Below are 15,924 nucleotides of genomic sequence, written 5' to 3' on the forward strand. Positions count from 1 at the left end.
TCTCTTTTATTCTATTATTTCAACTGTGGATTATTCTTCCACGATAGCAACACGGCTCAACTTAGCGTCATCGTAGAACATATTGCCTACACCACCCTTGTAATCAACCTTCAGTTGAGAAGCAGGTACACCGAATTCGTTCACCATCAGGTCACGTACAGCTTCAGCTCTCTTCTTACTTAACTTCATGTTGTACTCAGCAGAACCAGTACCCTTGTCAGCATATCCTGTAACAGTAAATGTCTTTTCCGGATTAGCTTTGATACCCTTAGCCATTGCTTCGATGTTCATGTACTCTCTCTTGCTGATGTTGCTCTTACCAATGTTGAATACAACAACCAGACGTGGAACGAATCCGCCTTCTTTCTTAACGATTACTTCCGGCTTCTTGTTGCGTGCTTCAACCAAGTCACGTTTCAGAGATTCGTTTTCACCCTTCAGAGAGTTCAGTCTGTTTCTCATGTCGTCCAACTGGCTTTCCGGTACCATCGGTACAGTAGGAACAGCGTTGAATCCGCGTTTTTTGAACTTGTAAGTTACACCTACAGTTACACCGGCCATACCTTCTTTAGAAGTTCCGCCGAATGCATCCTTCATCAAAAGGCCACGCAATTCAAGGTTGATATCCCAAGCATCCGATACACGGAAGCGGTTGATCAAACCGGCATTGATACCTAAGTTTTGTTGATGAGGTTCTGACCAAGAAAGAGCCACACCTGCACCTACGTAAGGAATGAATGAATAAAGACGATCCTCGTTGTAACCGCAGAACATGTTAGAAAGGTTGAAGAGAACATCACCATGGAAGTTAGCCATGTTCCATTTCTGCTTGTAGTAACCGTTAGAATACTTGCCACCTTTTGTATACAAGTCATTAGCACTAGGAGCAGCTCCCTTAGCTTGAAGACCGTTGTATGCGACACGCAATCCGATACCCGGAGTAAACCATTTACCTACGGCAATATCAAGTGCCGGAGCAATGCGTTTTCCGAAATCCGCTTTACCGTCGTTGTCGCCAAAGTACATTTGACCACCAACGCCACCACTAATGAACCAATTGGCCCCAAAACGATTAGTCTCTACAGTGTAGGCTTTACCTTCTGTTTTTCCTTTTTCCTGAGCAGACAGGCACACAGAAGCCCCTACCATTAAAATAAACAATAAACCCTTTTTCATCTCAATTTATTTTAGTAAATAATATAATGCAGTTTGTGTTACGCTATAACCACAACTCTACAGGCTCTAAATCTTAAACAAAGAGATATAAATCTCTACCCTTTTTCTTTAAATTTAGTGCAAATATAGATATTTATTGTAATACACACAAAAAAACTCGTAAAAAAACATTTCTTCGTGATATTTATATGGGATGATAAAAGTGTTGGATAGCCTACAAAGGGTATAGCCAACATTTTTGAAAGAAAAATAAAAGCAAAAAAATAACCAATGATAATCTATATCATTGGTTATCCCTTATTTTTTCCGCTACCTTAATTAATATACCAGTTTTACATTATCAATCCACAATGAATTTCCGGGTGAACCGACGTAAGCTCCGCCATGACTGGATGTGAACTGGAGATACAGATGAGTCGGCTCATCATTTTCATCCCCCCATGCCACTTCGTGGATAGGCACGCTTTCACCTTTGCTGTTGACTGTATAGTTCTCAGTCACCTGCAGACGCATCATGTGAGGTTTATATTCGGGACGGCTGGTAATGTCTCCATACATAATTTCATACGTGGCATTATTCTTCCAGTCGGTAGAGTGATAGTAATAAGTCACCAACGTTCCGATACGATTGGCATAAACATTTCCGTTGGCATCCTCCCAGCGTTTCTGCAAAAATAAAATAGCAGCCGGATAATCCTTGCCTGCTACATCTGTAATTTTACTGAAACCGGTAGCACGTATACGTTTTTCCCTATCGGACATCTTCACTTTATAGTCAAACTGAAGGGCAACCGGCTTCTTGGTAAACGGAATCCCCGTCTGAAGCATCTTCTGCGGGTTCTTGGTACCCTTGATCGGTTCGTGCACAGATCCCGTAAAGATAGAGCCGGCAGCCAATACAGTTATATTGACAAGCCCCAGTACCTTCACACTTTCCATACGCGTATCCAGGCGTGCACAGTAACCGTCTCCCCGTTTCTCCGGAAAAACCGACGTATTTGTCTTGGTAATACCTGCCACTTTCGCCATCACATTCGAAGTCGCCCACGGTGAGCCACCCATATTCTTATACACCTGATCTCCCTTAATCACAGTCGTCGGACCAATCTCATACACATTCTTCGTATTCCCTCCGATAATCCCCGACTCTTTTATCTGGCGGTCCACCCATTGGTCCATATCCCCGAAGGGGACCATCTCCACTTTATGCTGCGCCATCAAAGACAAGGAAGAAAAAAATGCAACGAAGCCTGTCAGAAACAGGCGATGAACCATTTTCTTAATCATCAATACTTATCCTTTCTTTTATAAATTATAGTTCCATTGTTTCAAAGCAAAATCCCAGTTTTCCTCTACCAATCGAATCGTCCGGTCATCATATTTATACTTATTCTTCTTATATCCCTTCTTGCCGCCGACATATTTTTCGATATCTCCTTGTGCTTCGGCGAAGCCGGGGATAGAAAGTGACTTATAAATATTCTCCGTCATTCCCATCGCATCCGCTTCAAAGTCTTCAAACTTCACTTCGATCAGATTGCCTTCCGGAATGAATTTCTTATCCGATTCATACTTATGATACAGCTTTGCATAAATAGAAAGGATATTCTCCTCCAATTGTTCATTGCTGACATCCTCCAGTTTCAGAGGCTGGATTGTATTTGTAAAGAAACTGCGTGTAGATTCAAATACCGTATACGGATTACGCATCAGGTAGATAAACTTGGCGTTCGGGAACATTTTCACCAGTTCTTTCACCCTGCCCGTATGAGGAGGGTTCTTGCTGAGGAATTGCGTACCCTTGGTGTTCCACAAAGAAATCTTGATCAATTTCGTGAATACCTCTTCAAACACTTTCAGTTCTTTGTCCGTGATATCATCAAACAGCAGATACTTGTCCGCATATTCCTGTTGATATTTCGGCAGGAACCAGAAATTATAATAGGTATACGGCATCATGTTCGACAATGCAAACTCTTCCTCCTGCGGAAGATCCACTGCCAGCTCCATATTATCCGTCGGACGCTTGTCCGGCATCAGCCAGCTCATATTCTTCTTGAAGAAAGGCTGTCCCCACATCATCAGATGCGGGAATACGGTCTGATAAGTTGTGTTATACCCAAAATGCTTGTCGCAGGAGAACACGTTATGTACAAAAGTAGTTCCACTCCGCCAATGTCCCAGAATGAATACCGGATCATGTTCCAGCGGCTGATTGGCCAACAACTTTTCGTAGCGTTTATCCTGCAATGCAGCCAACGGAGAAAGCAGGCGGCACACCGCTTTCGTCAACCGGTACTTGCCTTTATAAGCAGCATCAATATCACGGCCGGCAGTGATTGCCTTAAACGTTTTCCAGTCGGCACCTACCAACGTATTAATCGGAAGTTTATTAAATTCAAGTAATCCCATCGTTCTACATTTTATTTAATCACTTTTATGGAGAGTCCCTGGCGTTCCAGTTCCTTCACAGCTTTTTCTATGGCGGCGTGATGTTCCGGGGCAATGTCCAGTTTCGACAAATCCAGTACGGGGATGTCGTCCGTGGCAGCCATATCTTTCATTTCCACCCGGTCGATAATCATACCTACGGCAGAGGTATTATTCGTAATCGGATCGATCAGGATAAAAGAACCGCAAGATTTATTCTTTTTATAAGGATCGAAGAAAAGCTCCTTGGCAGTAGTCAGGACAACGCGGGCGATCTGATTGAGCTGCAATGGCAAATTGTCCTTTGTCAGTTGTCCATTGTCAATGGAAAGATGCTCCATCGTGTTGACATCCACTTTATATTTGATCGCGTCGATGCGGGTACGGCTCAAATTGGTAGTCTGCTTAATAAAGAACGATTTATTGATGTCCATCGGTTCTTCATCCATCCATACCATCATCGCTTCGAAGTTGCGGTCAACGATCGGCAAGTTGTCCGGATGCACCAGCATTTCACCACGGGATACGTCGATTTCGTCTTCCAGTGTCAGTGTAACCGACTGCGGCGGGAAAGCGTAATCCAGTTCACCGTCGTATGTCACAATACTCTTCACCTTGGAAGTCTTTCCTGAAGGCAATGCCATCACTGTATCTCCCTTGCGGACAATACCCGATGCCACTTTACCGCAGAAACCACGGAAGTCAAGGTTCGGGCGCAGCACATACTGCACAGGGAAACGGAAATCCGTGAAGTTATGATCATTATCGATATGAACCGTTTCGAGGAAGTCCAGCAAAGAGATTCCTTTATACCATGGTGTGCGTTCGGACTTATCCACAACGTTGTCACCGTCCAAGGCAGAAAGAGGAATACAGTTCACATCCGGAATTCCCAGCGGTTCTACGAATTTCTTGTATTCCGATACAATCTCGTCGAACCGTTCCTCGGAGAAGTCCACCAGGTCCATCTTATTGACCGCCAGCACTACGTGCTTGATGCCCAGCAGAGATACCAGGAAAGTATGACGACGGGTCTGGGTAATCACACCCGTACGGGCGTCTACCAAGATAATTGCCAGATTGGCCGTAGAGCCACCGGTAATCATATTACGTGTATACTGTTCGTGTCCCGGAGTATCCGCAATGATAAACTTACGGCCGTTGGTAGAGAAGTAGCGGTAAGCCACGTCAATCGTAATTCCCTGCTCACGCTCCGCTTTCAAGCCATCGAGCAACAAAGCATAGTCTATATGTTCGCCTGCATTACCTACACGCTTACTGTCACGTTCCAATGCATCCAGCTGATCTTCGTACAGTTTCTTACTGTCAAACAACAGACGTCCGATCAAAGTCGATTTTCCGTCATCCACCGAACCGGCAGTCAACAGTCTCAGCAAGTCTTTCTGTTCGTCTTTATCCAGAAAGGCCTTTATATCCAGCTTATTATCCATTTCCAACTTTTAGTTTTTTAATCATTCATTTTTAATTGCTTAAAAATACCCTTCACGTTTCTTCTGCTCCATGCTGCCTTCCTGGTCAAAGTCGATCACACGGGTAGTACGTTCGCTCTTGGTAGTCGTCATCATCTCTTCCACGATCTCTTCGATGGTAGCCGCACCGCTCTCTACTGCACCCGTCAACGGCCAGCAGCCCAGAGTACGGAAACGCACCATCTTCATTTCGATCTGATCACGATATTTTTCCGGCAGACGGTCGTCATCCGCCATGATGATATTACCATCCAGATTGATCACAGGACGTTCCTTGGCATAATACAGCGGAACGATCGGAATATTCTCCAGACGGATATACTGCCAGATATCCAGCTCCGTCCAGTTGCTGATCGGGAACACACGGATACTCTCACCTTTGTGTACACGGGCGTTGTAGATATCCCACAATTCAGGACGCTGGTTCTTCGGGTCCCACTGGTGGAATTTATCACGGAAAGAGAAGATACGCTCCTTGGCACGTGACTTTTCTTCATCCCGGCGCGCGCCGCCGAATGCAGCGTCAAATTTATATTTATCCAGCGCATGCAGCAATGCCTGAGTCTTCATCAGGTCCGTATGTACCTTGCTTCCATGCGTGAAAGGTCCTACCCCTGCATGAAACGCTTCCATATTACTTTCCACAATCAGGTTCCAGCCATGTTTCTTGGCATATTCGTCGCGGAACTGGATCATTTCCTTAAACTTCCACTTCGAATCGATATGCATCAACGGGAAGGGAACTTTTCCCGGATAAAACGCTTTTTCAGCCAAGCGCACCATCACCGAAGAATCTTTTCCGATGCTGTACAGCATCACCGGATTCTCAAATTCCGCCGCCACCTCGCGGATGATATGAATTGACTCGGCTTCGAGTTCTTTCAAATGGCTCAGTTTATATTCTTCCATCTTTTTTGAAATTTCTTCATTTATTTCTTTTCTATTTTCGGCAACACCATCTCCAGCAGGCGGTTGACCGATTCTTCCAAACTCAGCTTCGAAGTATCCAATGCCAGGGCCGGATGTTCGGGCACCTCAAACGGTGCGGAAATTCCGGTGAAATTCTGAATTTCTCCCTTGCGCGCTTTGGCGTACAGTCCTTTCACATCCCGCTTTTCACACTCTTCCAGCGGGGTGCTTACGAAAACTTCCAGGAAATCATCTTTTCCGATAATATTCGCTGCCATTTCACGGATATCATTATTGGGACTGATAAATGCCGCAATCGTAATGATGCCGCTGTCCAGAAACAACTTGGATACTTCGGCGATACGACGGATATTCTCTACACGGTCAGTTTCGGAGAAGCCCAGATTATTGTTGATACCGCTGCGGATATTGTCTCCATCCAGAATACGGCAAAGCAGTCCGCGCTTATGGAGTTCACGTTCCAATGCAATCGCAATCGTACTTTTACCTGATCCGCTCAGACCTGTAAACCAGATCATCACGCTATGCTGTCCCAGAAGTTCTTCTTTGTCCTCCCGCGTCATCATGCGGTCAAAAATCGGATATATATGATTTTTTTCTTCCATTTATAGAATATGTTTATTAAAAGTTCCAGATCAACGGGATCAGGATCACAGAGATTAAGAAAGTGATGATATTGAGCGGCAGACCGATACGGACAAAATCCGTAAACTTATAGTTGCCGATACCTTGCACAATCAAATTAGTCTGATAACCGATCGGTGTGGAAAAGCTGGCAGACGCAGCCATACAGATCACGACAAAGAAAGGTGTCGGACTTACGCCCAACTGCGCCGAGATGGACAGTGCCAACGGAAATGCCAGAGCCGCAGCCGCATTGTTCGTGATCAGTTCCGTAAACAAATTCGTGATGACAAACAATATAGCAAGTAATACATGCGGTCCGTAATCGTCACTCAAACCGATGATAAATCCTGCCACACAATCGGCCACACCGGAGTTCACCATAGCCTTGCTGATGGCAAACGCGCAGGCAATCGTAATCAGAATATCCCACGAAATATATTTGGTATACTTACGGGCGGGGAAAATATTGGTCCACGCCATGATAATAGTAGTAATGCAGACAAAGAAAAACATATCCAGCTTGATATCGGGAAACATCTCTTTGGTTGCCGGCAGTTCGCCCACCGTAGCACCGACAATCATCAGTACCAGCAAGATTAGCGCCAACCAGCGCTTCTTCTTTCCCGAAGTATCCGGATCATTGCCGTTGGTAAGCAGCACGAATACCGAAGATTCTCCCCAAGTCGGGATAAACGTATCATCCGCCATCACCACAAGCGTATCACCCTCACGAAGCACTACATCCTCCAGATGATCGACATAGCGCTGACCGTTACGTGTTTTGATCTCTTTCACTTCCGCACCATAGTGACGCTGGAAATTGAAATCACTCAGTTTCTTGTTGATACCGGGGAAACGGGCTCCCAATACAGCTTCTACACGATGCAGCTTCTCTCCTTCCTCCACTTCTTCATCGGGTACAGCCGTATCCGGACGTGCATCGGGCAAGAGCCGTTTGGAGAAAATGAAAAGATATATGATACCGGCAATGGCAATAAAGATGCCGACCTTTCCCAGTTCGAACATGGTGAAGCCTTCATAGCCGGCTTCCAGAATCATACCATGCACTACCAGATTGGTAGAAGTGCCGATCAGCGTACAGATACCGCCGAGGATAGTCACATAAGAAAGGGGAATCAGGAACTTGGTGGCTGGAAGTTTTACCGATTTCGCCCAATGCTTGATGATCGGGGCAAAGATGACTACCACCGGAGTATTATTCAGAAAGGCAGAAATGAATGCAACAGACGGCAGGATACGCAGCTGCGCTTTAAACACCGTCGTCTTTCCCTGCGGAAGCAGTTTCTTGATCACTTGCCCTAATGTACCCGACTGACGGATACCTTCACTAACCAGGAATAACAAGGCGACGGTAATCATTCCTTTATTACTGAAACCTTCGAGCATTTCCTTCGGAGTCAGAATGCCGACGCACAGAAATAAAACCACTACCGAAAAGAGCACCATGCCCGGCCGCATCTTATCCGCGATCAGGGCAGCCATCATTCCTAATAAGGATAATAGTACAAATACAATTTCAAATGTCATATAAACATTAATTAGCGTTCTCTTTTTGCTTCAACGATAAACCACGGATTCAGCAGATCCTCTTTGTTATATCGCAAAGGTTCCTCCTTCCCTGCCTGATATACTTCCATCCCTGCGGCACGGGCTATCGCATGTCCGGCAGCCGTATCCCATTCCATCGTCGGAGCAAAACGCGGATAGACATCCGCCTTTCCTTCGGCAACCAGACAGATTTTAATGGAACTTCCGCTTGATATCAGTTCCACATTGCCGTGTTTCTTTTTTAAGTCTGCAATATATGTTTCAGTTTCAGGCGTCAGGTGTGAACGGGAAGCGACAGCAATAAAATGGTCGCGCGCATCCGCCAATGGCATCCGTTCCGATTTCTCAATCATCTGCTGTAAGGTCACTCCCTCGTCTTCCAGACCGACAATGCCGGAACACTTATAGGCACCTGTCCCCTCCACTGCAAAATAAAGTTCTTTTTTTACAGGCACGTAAATAACACCCATTACAGGTACAGCGTTCTGCACCAAAGCTATATTTACCGTAAATTCTCCGTTACGCTTGATGAACTCCTTCGTTCCGTCCAGCGGGTCTACAATCCATAAAGTATCCCAGCCTCGCCGCACTGCATAGTCCATATGCTTTCCTTCTTCACTAAGAACCGGAAAAGGAGTTTCATTCAAAATGGCCACAATCGCCTCGTGGGCTTTCCTGTCTGCTATCGTTAAGGGAGAGTTATCCGCCTTCCTCTCTATTTCAAAATCCGACTTCGGATCTTCATAGATAGAAAGGATTTTTTCACCTGCTTTCAACGCTGCATCGATAGCAGCCATTACATATTTCTGTTTCATAATGACAAAAGTAAAAACTTTATTTACGAAAAAAGTTTCCCACCTGCTATTTATAACTTCTTTTAGTAGAATGATAAAAATTTCTAAAAAACGAATTTACAATGTGTAACAAAAAAGCAGTAACTTCCCAGTTACCGCCTTCTTATTTCGGGAAAACAGGTTATCCATCCCGATATATATTACCAAAAAGAAATCAATAAATACGATACAGCAACCAAGCTCCCTGGAAGTCTGTACGACTCGGGTATTTAGCCTTGAATGCGTCACGTGCATCGACAGCAGCCGCTTTGTCAGCGAATGAGCTTACAATCACACGGTACATTGCTTTTTCCGCATTGAATGCGATTGTTGCGTTGTAACCTTGTCCGTCCAACCAGTCTTTCAAGCCTTCAGCATTCGCTTTCACACCGAAGCTGCCTACTACTACGCTGTAATCCTTCAATCCGTCGGTACCGGAAACGACTGTCACCTTTTCCTGACGAACGCCGGTTGTATCTGTAGCCTTAGGTGTTGTCACAGGAGCTGCAACTACCGGAGTCACTTCTACCGGAGCTTCCACCTGCGGTTCTGCCAATTCTTGCTGTTTTGCTTTTTCGTAAGCTTTTTTATAGGCGCTTTCACTGGATTTACAAGATGCAAACGCAAGCACCATGCATACTCCCATTCCTAATACGACCAATTTTTTCATATCCAATATTCTGTATTTAATTAATAATTCAATAATCTTGTTCGTTCACATTTAGTTTTCGGGCAACAAAATAATAGAAATTTTATCATCCGGCAAAGAAAATGAGCGAAAAAACGTCTATTCTGCCTTCTTCTTATAAGAAATAGTGCCCGTTGCCTGATAAGTCGGCATCAAAAGCACCTCTGCAATCTGAATATGCGCAGGAGCCGAGGCAGCATAATATACCGTTTCGGCAATATCGTCTCCGGTCAGCGGGCGGATTCCCTTGTAAAAATTGTCAGCCGCCTGCTTGTCACCACGGTAACGGACCACTGTAAAGTTTGTTTCCACCATGCCCGGTTTGATATTCGTCACCCGCAGCGGCGTATCCACCAAGTCTATCCGAAGTCCGTCCGAAAGTGCCTTCACAGCAGCTTTGGTGGCGCAGTAAACACTGCCTCCGGGATAGGCGGCATCTCCAGCAATAGAACCTATATTAATAATGTGTCCGCATCCCCGTTCCACCATGCCCGGAACTACCAGACGTGTCATGGCGAGCAAACCTCTTATATTCGTATCGATCATGATATCCCACTCGTCCAGACTACCTTCGAACTCTTTGTCCACTCCGATCACCAGTCCGGCATTGTTAATCAATACATCAATCGATTTCCATTCTTCCGGCAACGCTTCCAGTGCGGCGGCAGCCTGTTTCCGGTCGCGAACATCAAAAGGCAACACACAGACCTGTATTCCATACTCTTTTTCCAGTTCAGCCTTCAGTTCTTCCAGCTTCGACACTGTACGGGCATTCAAAATCAGGTTCCATCCTTCCTTAGCAAATTTACGGGCGCATCCTTCGCCAATTCCGCTGCTCGCTCCGGTTATAAAAACAATCTTCGCTTTCATTATGTTTTGAATTACAATATTGAATGACAAAAGTACGCCTTAAGTCTCATTTGTTAGTCCAAAAGTCTAGTTAAATAAGATTAAACCATAAAAGAAATCAAGAATGATAAAAAGGAAGTACTTTTTTTCTGTTTTTGCGAACAACCTTTGGAGAAAAATGTTATATTTGTTGTATCATAATCATTTTAAACAGTATAAATTATGAAAGGATTAAATGTATTAGCAGCTTTTCTGGGTGGTGCAGCCGTAGGTGCAGCCCTTGGTATTTTGTTTGCTCCTGAAAAGGGAGAAGATACCCGTAATAAGATCGCAGAAATTCTTCGTAAAAAAGGAATCAAGCTGAACCGCAACGAAATGGAAAATCTCGTTGACGAAATCGCAGCTGAAATTAAAGGAGAAATAGGAGAATAAGTAAGTAAAGGACTAAAACAGAGCGACCATGTTTACAGACGATAAAAGTATTGAGAACTTTCAACAGTTGTTTTTTGAGTTCAAAAAGTATCTGGAACTTCAAAAAGAATACACCAAGTTAGAGTTGACGGAGAAGCTGACCATACTTCTTTCAACGTTAATCATGATTGTAGTACTTATCATCCTTGGCATGGTGGCCCTGTTTTATCTGTTATTTGCCTTGGCTTATGTATTGGAACCTCTGGTAGGCGGACTTATGGCAAGCTTCGCTATCATTGCCGGCATCAATATACTGATCATGGCTTTAGTCATTATTTTCCGCAAACAGCTTATCATCTCCCCGATGGTAAACTTCCTCGCTAACTTGTTTTTAACCGATTCAAAATAAATGAAATTATGAGTGCGCAAACACCTGCCAAAATTACATTAGAAGAGATCACCCAACGCAAAAAGAAGCTCTTGAATGAAATTCAGGCTCAAAAACGAGCTATGACGGCCACCACCCGCGAAATATTCTCGCCTCTTGCACCCGCCGCCAACAAAGCGGATTCGCTCATGCGTTCGTTCAATACCGGCATGGCCATCTTTGACGGAGTAGTTTTGGGTATCAAGATCATGAAAAAAATGCGGACGTACTTTAGAAGACTAAGATAGCAATCCGGGTATGACAAGAAGGATCAGACCCCTACCCCGTCCCATCTCATCACTACCACCCATTCTGCCGGCTGTCCGTTTCCGTAAAGCCGATGTGGAATCGTACCGATCACCAAATCACAATGGGTTGCAAATACATTCTTCAACTCCTTCAGCAGTGCATTCAACAGAATTTCCAGATGTATCTCATCCATGATACAGCTGATGACACGCACGTACTGATAAACGTGTAAATCCTTCCCCTGCCGCATGGCACTCACATCCCTTCTGGAGATATGCAACTCATCTTCCAGAAAAGAATACGAAATCGATTTGTCGATATTCATCAGGTTCACTACCATACTTCCCAAAAATTCATAAGGTCCATGATTTTCTTTTGTCATGTTTACTCTTTGTTTAAAATTTAATAAAAAATAGATATATATTTGGTTATTCAATCTGTTTCAACCTATGAAACAAGTTCTAACTCCCCCTCCTTTACCTTTGCACCCGCTACCCCGATAGTGGGATAGAGAATCATAAAACATCAAAATCAAATGCAAGTACTCGAAGAAATTAAAGTTTCCGTTTACGAAAATGTGTATTCCAAAAAGCCTAAAATCATGTCTTTCCTCGAAGTCATCTTTATGTGTATTCATCCGGTTTATGCTTCCATCATCCAATCCATCCGGCGGTACCATCAGGAAGGCGACCATGAAGCCGCCCAAAAACTAAAAAGTCAGCTCCCCTGCTTCACTCCTGCCGGCACCTTCGACGGAGCGCATGCCATCCGAAATTTCCGGTTGCCCAGTCACATTATCGGACTCGACTACGACCACGTTCCCAATCGGCTGGAGATCATCCGTCTTTGCGCTGCCGACCCTCATACCGTAGCTGCTCTGGAAAGCCCTACGGACGGCGTGAAAATCTTCGCCTATGTGGAAGGCATTGAAGGCCGTCACCGGGAAGGGCAGCTACTGGTCAGCCGTTACTACGACCAGCTGATCGGCCTCACCAGCGATCCCGCCTGTAAAGATGAAAGCCGCCTGTGTTATTTCACCTATTCACCGGACGGATACGTAGCCAGTCTCTATCAGTCATTCGTTCTGGAAGCAGCTGTGGAAACACAACCGTTCCAGCCGACAGCAGAAAACCTCCCCTCTCCTCCACTACCTGCAAAAGCAAGCGAAACCTCTGAGAACTTCTCAGAAGAGGAAGTCAGCTTGTTCCTTTCGTCCTACATTTTCTTAAATCCATTGACCGCCGGGCAACGACACACCAATCTGTTTAAACTCGCCTGCGAAGCTTGCCGGAGAAGATATTCGCAAGAAAGCATATTACGCGGGATTACGGTTTATTTTGAGCACTCCGACTTTCCCGCACAGGAAATCAGGAGCATCCTACAATCTGGTTACCAAAAAGTTACCTCTACTCCATCCGTCTCCGCCTCTCCGCTTTGCTCTTCTCCTCATAAGGACAAAATGACAAAAGCGACATATAGCCCATCCGAAAACGTCTATGAAGCAGATGAAGCGTATTGGCAAGGCGAAGAATTCAGAAAAGAAACGCCCTGTTTTCCCAAAAGCGTGTACAAATATCTGCCCGATCTGCTGAACGAATGTATCCTCGAAGAGGAAGGTGATCGTGAACAGGATCTTTCCTTTCTCTCCAACCTCACCGCATTGAGTTCCGTACTGCCCGCCACATTCGGCATCTATAATCACAAAAAGTATTCTCCCCATTTCTACAGTTTCGGCATTGCCCCCGCCGGGAGCAACAAGAGCATTGCGCAAACAGGACGTTATCTGCTGGAAGAGGTCCACGACTGGATACTTTCCAATAGCGAACTTCAGCAGAAAACTTATAACCATAAGTACACCCAATGGAAACTGGACTGTACTTATAAGAAAAAGGCACATGAAGAGTGTCCCGAAGAGCCGGAAAAACCGGCTTACAAAATGCTTTTTCTCCCTGCCACTACCAGCTACAGCCGTATGCAGATCCAAATGCGGGACAACGGTCCGCAAGGAAGCATCATATTCGATACCGAGGCGCAGACGCTAGCTACAGCCAATCATCTGGATTGCGGTAACTTTGACGATATGCTCCGCAAGGCATTCGAGCATGAGAATATCGATTCCGCTTTCAAGATCAATGGTTTAGCCCCCATTTATATCCGTTTTCCCATGCTTGCCATGTTCCTCACCGGCACCCCGAGTCAGATGGCTTCACTGATAGAGACTTCGGAAAAAGGACTTCCGAGCCGTATCATGCTCTACACTTTCCGCAGCATTCCGAAGTGGAAGCCCATGGGAGATGACAGTATCTCGCTCGAAGAGTCTTTCAAGCCGCTGGCCCACCGCGTCTTCGAGCTTTATCATTTCTGCAAGAATCATCCTGTATTGTTTCACTTCAGCCGTTCTCAATGGGATTATCTGAATCATACGTTTTCTAAGCTGCTTGCCGAAGTGGTTCTGGAAGGTAACGATGACCTTCAGGCCGTTGTCAAGCGGTATGCCTGTCTTGTGATGCGCATCAGCATGATCCAGGCACGCATCCGCCAGTTCGAGGCGAATGATGGCGCACCGGATATCTATTGTGAGGATGTAGATTTCGATCGTTCTCTCCAGATCGTTCTCTGCTGTTATGAGCATAGCAGGCTATTATTGTCTTCCATGCCGTCTTCTCAGCTCCATCCGTTGAAAGATCCGAACAGTACACGGAAGTTCATCAGCGAGTTGCCGGAAACATTCACTACCGAAGATGCAATGCAGATCGGCGTAAAAAACGATTTCAGCCGCCGCAAGATCAGCAGGCTGATAAAATCGTTCATTGGCGTCAAAATCAATAAGATATCTCACGGGAAGTATCAGAAGATCTCATGAAATAGTCCTATCTGTCATTTTTGACCTTTTGTCCTTTTGAAGACTCTCTGAAAACATTGGGAAGTTTGAAAAAACCTTCTCAATGATCGGATGCAAACATTGGGAAGATTCAGTACAATCTTCTCAATGTTTTTTCCTTTTATCAGTGCGTCTGTGTGCGTCACTGTACATCACGGGCACTTGCCCATGTAGTATCTTTGTTGTGTAATCGGTTACAGGTAATAAGTATTAAGTAATAAGTATTAAGTATTAAAAATTATGGCACAGAATTATGTTGTTATGGCTCGCAAGAACCTGTTGAAACCTAGTGAAGCTCCCAAGTATTATGCAGTGGCACGTAGCGGACGGAAAGTGACCGTCAAAGAGGTCTGCAAACGTATCACCGAACGTTCGTCTTATTCAAAAGGCGAGTTGGAAGGTTGTATCGGAGAGTTTCTGCTCGAAATCGTCAATGTACTGGATGAAGGGAATATCGTTCAGATGGGCGATCTGGGGAATTTCCGCATGAGTCTTAAGACGGCAACGGCTACCGCAACGGAAAAGGAATTCAAGGCATCGTGTATCGAGAAAGGTAAAGTGCTTTTCTATCCGGGAAGTGATCTCCGCAAGTTGTGTAAAACGCTGGACTTTGCACTGTATAAAAGTGACGGTAAGCCCGATTCGGGAGACGAACCGTTGCCGGACGATGGTAAGGGCGATCAGCCCGGCGGTGGTTCAGGTGACGATGGCGATGAAGCTCCGGACCCGACTGTTTAATCAATCATTATTTACTATTAAAGATTAAAATTGTATGAAAAAGCAAGTTTGGAAGAATATTCTTCAGTTCATTGTGACAATTGCAACGTCTATCATTTCTGCTATCGGGGTAACGTCCTGTACGGCTCATCTGTAATACATCCGCATGGAAAGTTCTAAAGATGAGTATCTCCCGAGAGAGATTAAGTTGTTGGTGATTCATTGCAGCGCTACGCGCTGCAATGTTTCCTTCCCTGTAGAACGGCTTCGAGAATGTCATTTGCAACGGGGGTTCCGTGATATTGGCTATCATTTTTATATCACCCAGGACGGGGTTCTTCATCATTGTCGTCCCGTCTCCGAAATCGGTGCCCATGTGCGTGGATTTAACAGGCATAGTATCGGGATTTGTTATGAAGGCGGGCTGGATGAAAATGGCAGACCGACGGATACAAGAACCACGGCACAACGCTTTGCTCTGCTCGATCTGTTGACGATTCTCAAGCATCAGTATCCGGAGGCGCAGATAGCGGGACATTATCAGCTGAGTGCTACGATCCACAAGGCATGTCCTTGCTACGATCCGAGAAAGGTAAGCCCCCGATAAAGTACCCGTATAAAAAAGAATCGCTATAGCAAATCGAACA

Annotated in this window: 18 protein-coding genes; 7 read left to right on the plus strand and 11 right to left on the minus strand. The window is 45.1% G+C overall.

What is annotated here, in order from left to right; genetic code table 11:
* Nucleotides 1-30 precede the first annotated feature (30 nt).
* The 10 genes from KTR07_RS23740 to KTR07_RS23785 all read right to left on the minus strand — a co-directional run bounded on the left by KTR07_RS23740 (nucleotide 31) and on the right by KTR07_RS23785 (nucleotide 10,613).
* Nucleotides 31-1,176, minus strand: coding sequence for an OmpA family protein (locus KTR07_RS23740; protein WP_008760698.1), 1,146 nt, complete (start codon nucleotides 1,174-1,176; stop codon nucleotides 31-33).
* Between the two features lie 318 nt (nucleotides 1,177-1,494).
* Nucleotides 1,495-2,463: a PCMD domain-containing protein gene (locus KTR07_RS23745; protein ID WP_113748556.1), complete on the minus strand. Its 969-nt coding sequence runs from the start codon at nucleotides 2,461-2,463 to the stop codon at nucleotides 1,495-1,497.
* Between the two features lie 18 nt (nucleotides 2,464-2,481).
* Nucleotides 2,482-3,588, minus strand: a complete 1,107-nt coding sequence (locus tag KTR07_RS23750; protein ID WP_008760696.1) for a sulfotransferase — start codon at nucleotides 3,586-3,588, stop codon at nucleotides 2,482-2,484.
* A gap of 11 nt (nucleotides 3,589-3,599) precedes the next feature.
* Complete coding sequence (gene cysN, locus KTR07_RS23755; protein ID WP_008766076.1) at nucleotides 3,600-5,057, minus strand: sulfate adenylyltransferase subunit CysN; 1,458 nt, start codon at nucleotides 5,055-5,057, stop codon at nucleotides 3,600-3,602.
* A 39-nt stretch (nucleotides 5,058-5,096) separates the two neighbouring features.
* Nucleotides 5,097-6,017: a sulfate adenylyltransferase subunit CysD gene (cysD, locus tag KTR07_RS23760; RefSeq protein ID WP_255309879.1), complete on the minus strand. Its 921-nt coding sequence runs from the start codon at nucleotides 6,015-6,017 to the stop codon at nucleotides 5,097-5,099.
* An 8-nt stretch (nucleotides 6,018-6,025) separates the two neighbouring features.
* Nucleotides 6,026-6,631, minus strand: coding sequence for an adenylyl-sulfate kinase (cysC, locus tag KTR07_RS23765; protein ID WP_011107257.1), 606 nt, complete (start codon nucleotides 6,629-6,631; stop codon nucleotides 6,026-6,028).
* A 16-nt stretch (nucleotides 6,632-6,647) separates the two neighbouring features.
* Nucleotides 6,648-8,201 carry an SLC13 family permease gene (locus tag KTR07_RS23770; RefSeq protein WP_008766078.1) on the minus strand — a complete coding sequence of 518 codons (1,554 nt, stop codon included), beginning with the start codon at nucleotides 8,199-8,201 and terminating at the stop codon, nucleotides 6,648-6,650.
* A gap of 11 nt (nucleotides 8,202-8,212) precedes the next feature.
* On the minus strand, nucleotides 8,213-9,037 hold the full coding sequence (cysQ, locus tag KTR07_RS23775) for a 3'(2'),5'-bisphosphate nucleotidase CysQ (RefSeq protein WP_032813481.1): 825 nt from the start codon (nucleotides 9,035-9,037) through the stop codon (nucleotides 8,213-8,215).
* A 193-nt stretch (nucleotides 9,038-9,230) separates the two neighbouring features.
* Nucleotides 9,231-9,725 carry an SPOR domain-containing protein gene (locus KTR07_RS23780; protein WP_008766080.1) on the minus strand — a complete coding sequence of 165 codons (495 nt, stop codon included), beginning with the start codon at nucleotides 9,723-9,725 and terminating at the stop codon, nucleotides 9,231-9,233.
* A gap of 117 nt (nucleotides 9,726-9,842) precedes the next feature.
* On the minus strand, nucleotides 9,843-10,613 hold the full coding sequence (locus KTR07_RS23785) for an SDR family NAD(P)-dependent oxidoreductase (RefSeq protein ID WP_008760689.1): 771 nt from the start codon (nucleotides 10,611-10,613) through the stop codon (nucleotides 9,843-9,845).
* 201 nt (nucleotides 10,614-10,814) lie between these two features.
* Between KTR07_RS23785 and KTR07_RS23790 the strand changes: the two genes are divergently transcribed.
* Genes KTR07_RS23790 through KTR07_RS23800 form a run of 3 tightly spaced genes read left to right on the plus strand, consistent with a single transcriptional unit; the run spans nucleotide 10,815 to nucleotide 11,678 of the window.
* Nucleotides 10,815-11,024 (plus strand): YtxH domain-containing protein, encoded by a 210-nt coding sequence (locus KTR07_RS23790; RefSeq protein ID WP_008760688.1) that lies wholly within the window; start codon nucleotides 10,815-10,817, stop codon nucleotides 11,022-11,024.
* 28 nt (nucleotides 11,025-11,052) lie between these two features.
* Complete coding sequence (locus KTR07_RS23795; protein ID WP_113748557.1) at nucleotides 11,053-11,412, plus strand: phage holin family protein; 360 nt, start codon at nucleotides 11,053-11,055, stop codon at nucleotides 11,410-11,412.
* Between the two features lie 8 nt (nucleotides 11,413-11,420).
* Complete coding sequence (locus KTR07_RS23800) at nucleotides 11,421-11,678, plus strand: hypothetical protein (protein WP_008760686.1); 258 nt, start codon at nucleotides 11,421-11,423, stop codon at nucleotides 11,676-11,678.
* Nucleotides 11,679-11,701: 23 nt separating this feature from the next.
* On the opposite strand, the gene KTR07_RS23805 is transcribed toward KTR07_RS23800, so the two are convergent.
* On the minus strand, nucleotides 11,702-12,061 hold the full coding sequence (locus KTR07_RS23805; protein WP_055230312.1) for a hypothetical protein: 360 nt from the start codon (nucleotides 12,059-12,061) through the stop codon (nucleotides 11,702-11,704).
* Between the two features lie 153 nt (nucleotides 12,062-12,214).
* On the opposite strand from KTR07_RS23805, the gene KTR07_RS23810 reads away from it, so the two are divergent.
* From KTR07_RS23810 to KTR07_RS23825, 4 genes are all read left to right on the plus strand, one after another.
* The gene (locus KTR07_RS23810; RefSeq protein ID WP_117981758.1) at nucleotides 12,215-14,542 is read left to right on the plus strand and encodes a DUF3987 domain-containing protein; all 2,328 of its coding nucleotides are present in this window, start codon (nucleotides 12,215-12,217) and stop codon (nucleotides 14,540-14,542) included.
* 258 nt (nucleotides 14,543-14,800) lie between these two features.
* The gene (locus tag KTR07_RS23815) at nucleotides 14,801-15,298 is read left to right on the plus strand and encodes an HU family DNA-binding protein (RefSeq protein WP_011107253.1); all 498 of its coding nucleotides are present in this window, start codon (nucleotides 14,801-14,803) and stop codon (nucleotides 15,296-15,298) included.
* Nucleotides 15,299-15,332: 34 nt separating this feature from the next.
* The gene (locus KTR07_RS23820) at nucleotides 15,333-15,434 is read left to right on the plus strand and encodes a smalltalk protein (RefSeq protein ID WP_008766084.1); all 102 of its coding nucleotides are present in this window, start codon (nucleotides 15,333-15,335) and stop codon (nucleotides 15,432-15,434) included.
* Between the two features lie 9 nt (nucleotides 15,435-15,443).
* Nucleotides 15,444-15,884 carry an N-acetylmuramoyl-L-alanine amidase gene (locus tag KTR07_RS23825; RefSeq protein WP_217315519.1) on the plus strand — a complete coding sequence of 147 codons (441 nt, stop codon included), beginning with the start codon at nucleotides 15,444-15,446 and terminating at the stop codon, nucleotides 15,882-15,884.
* Nucleotides 15,885-15,924: the final 40 nt, after the last annotated feature.

Source organism: Bacteroides sp. MSK.20.82 (assembly GCF_019052485.1).
Lineage (GTDB): Bacteria > Bacteroidota > Bacteroidia > Bacteroidales > Bacteroidaceae > Bacteroides > Bacteroides thetaiotaomicron.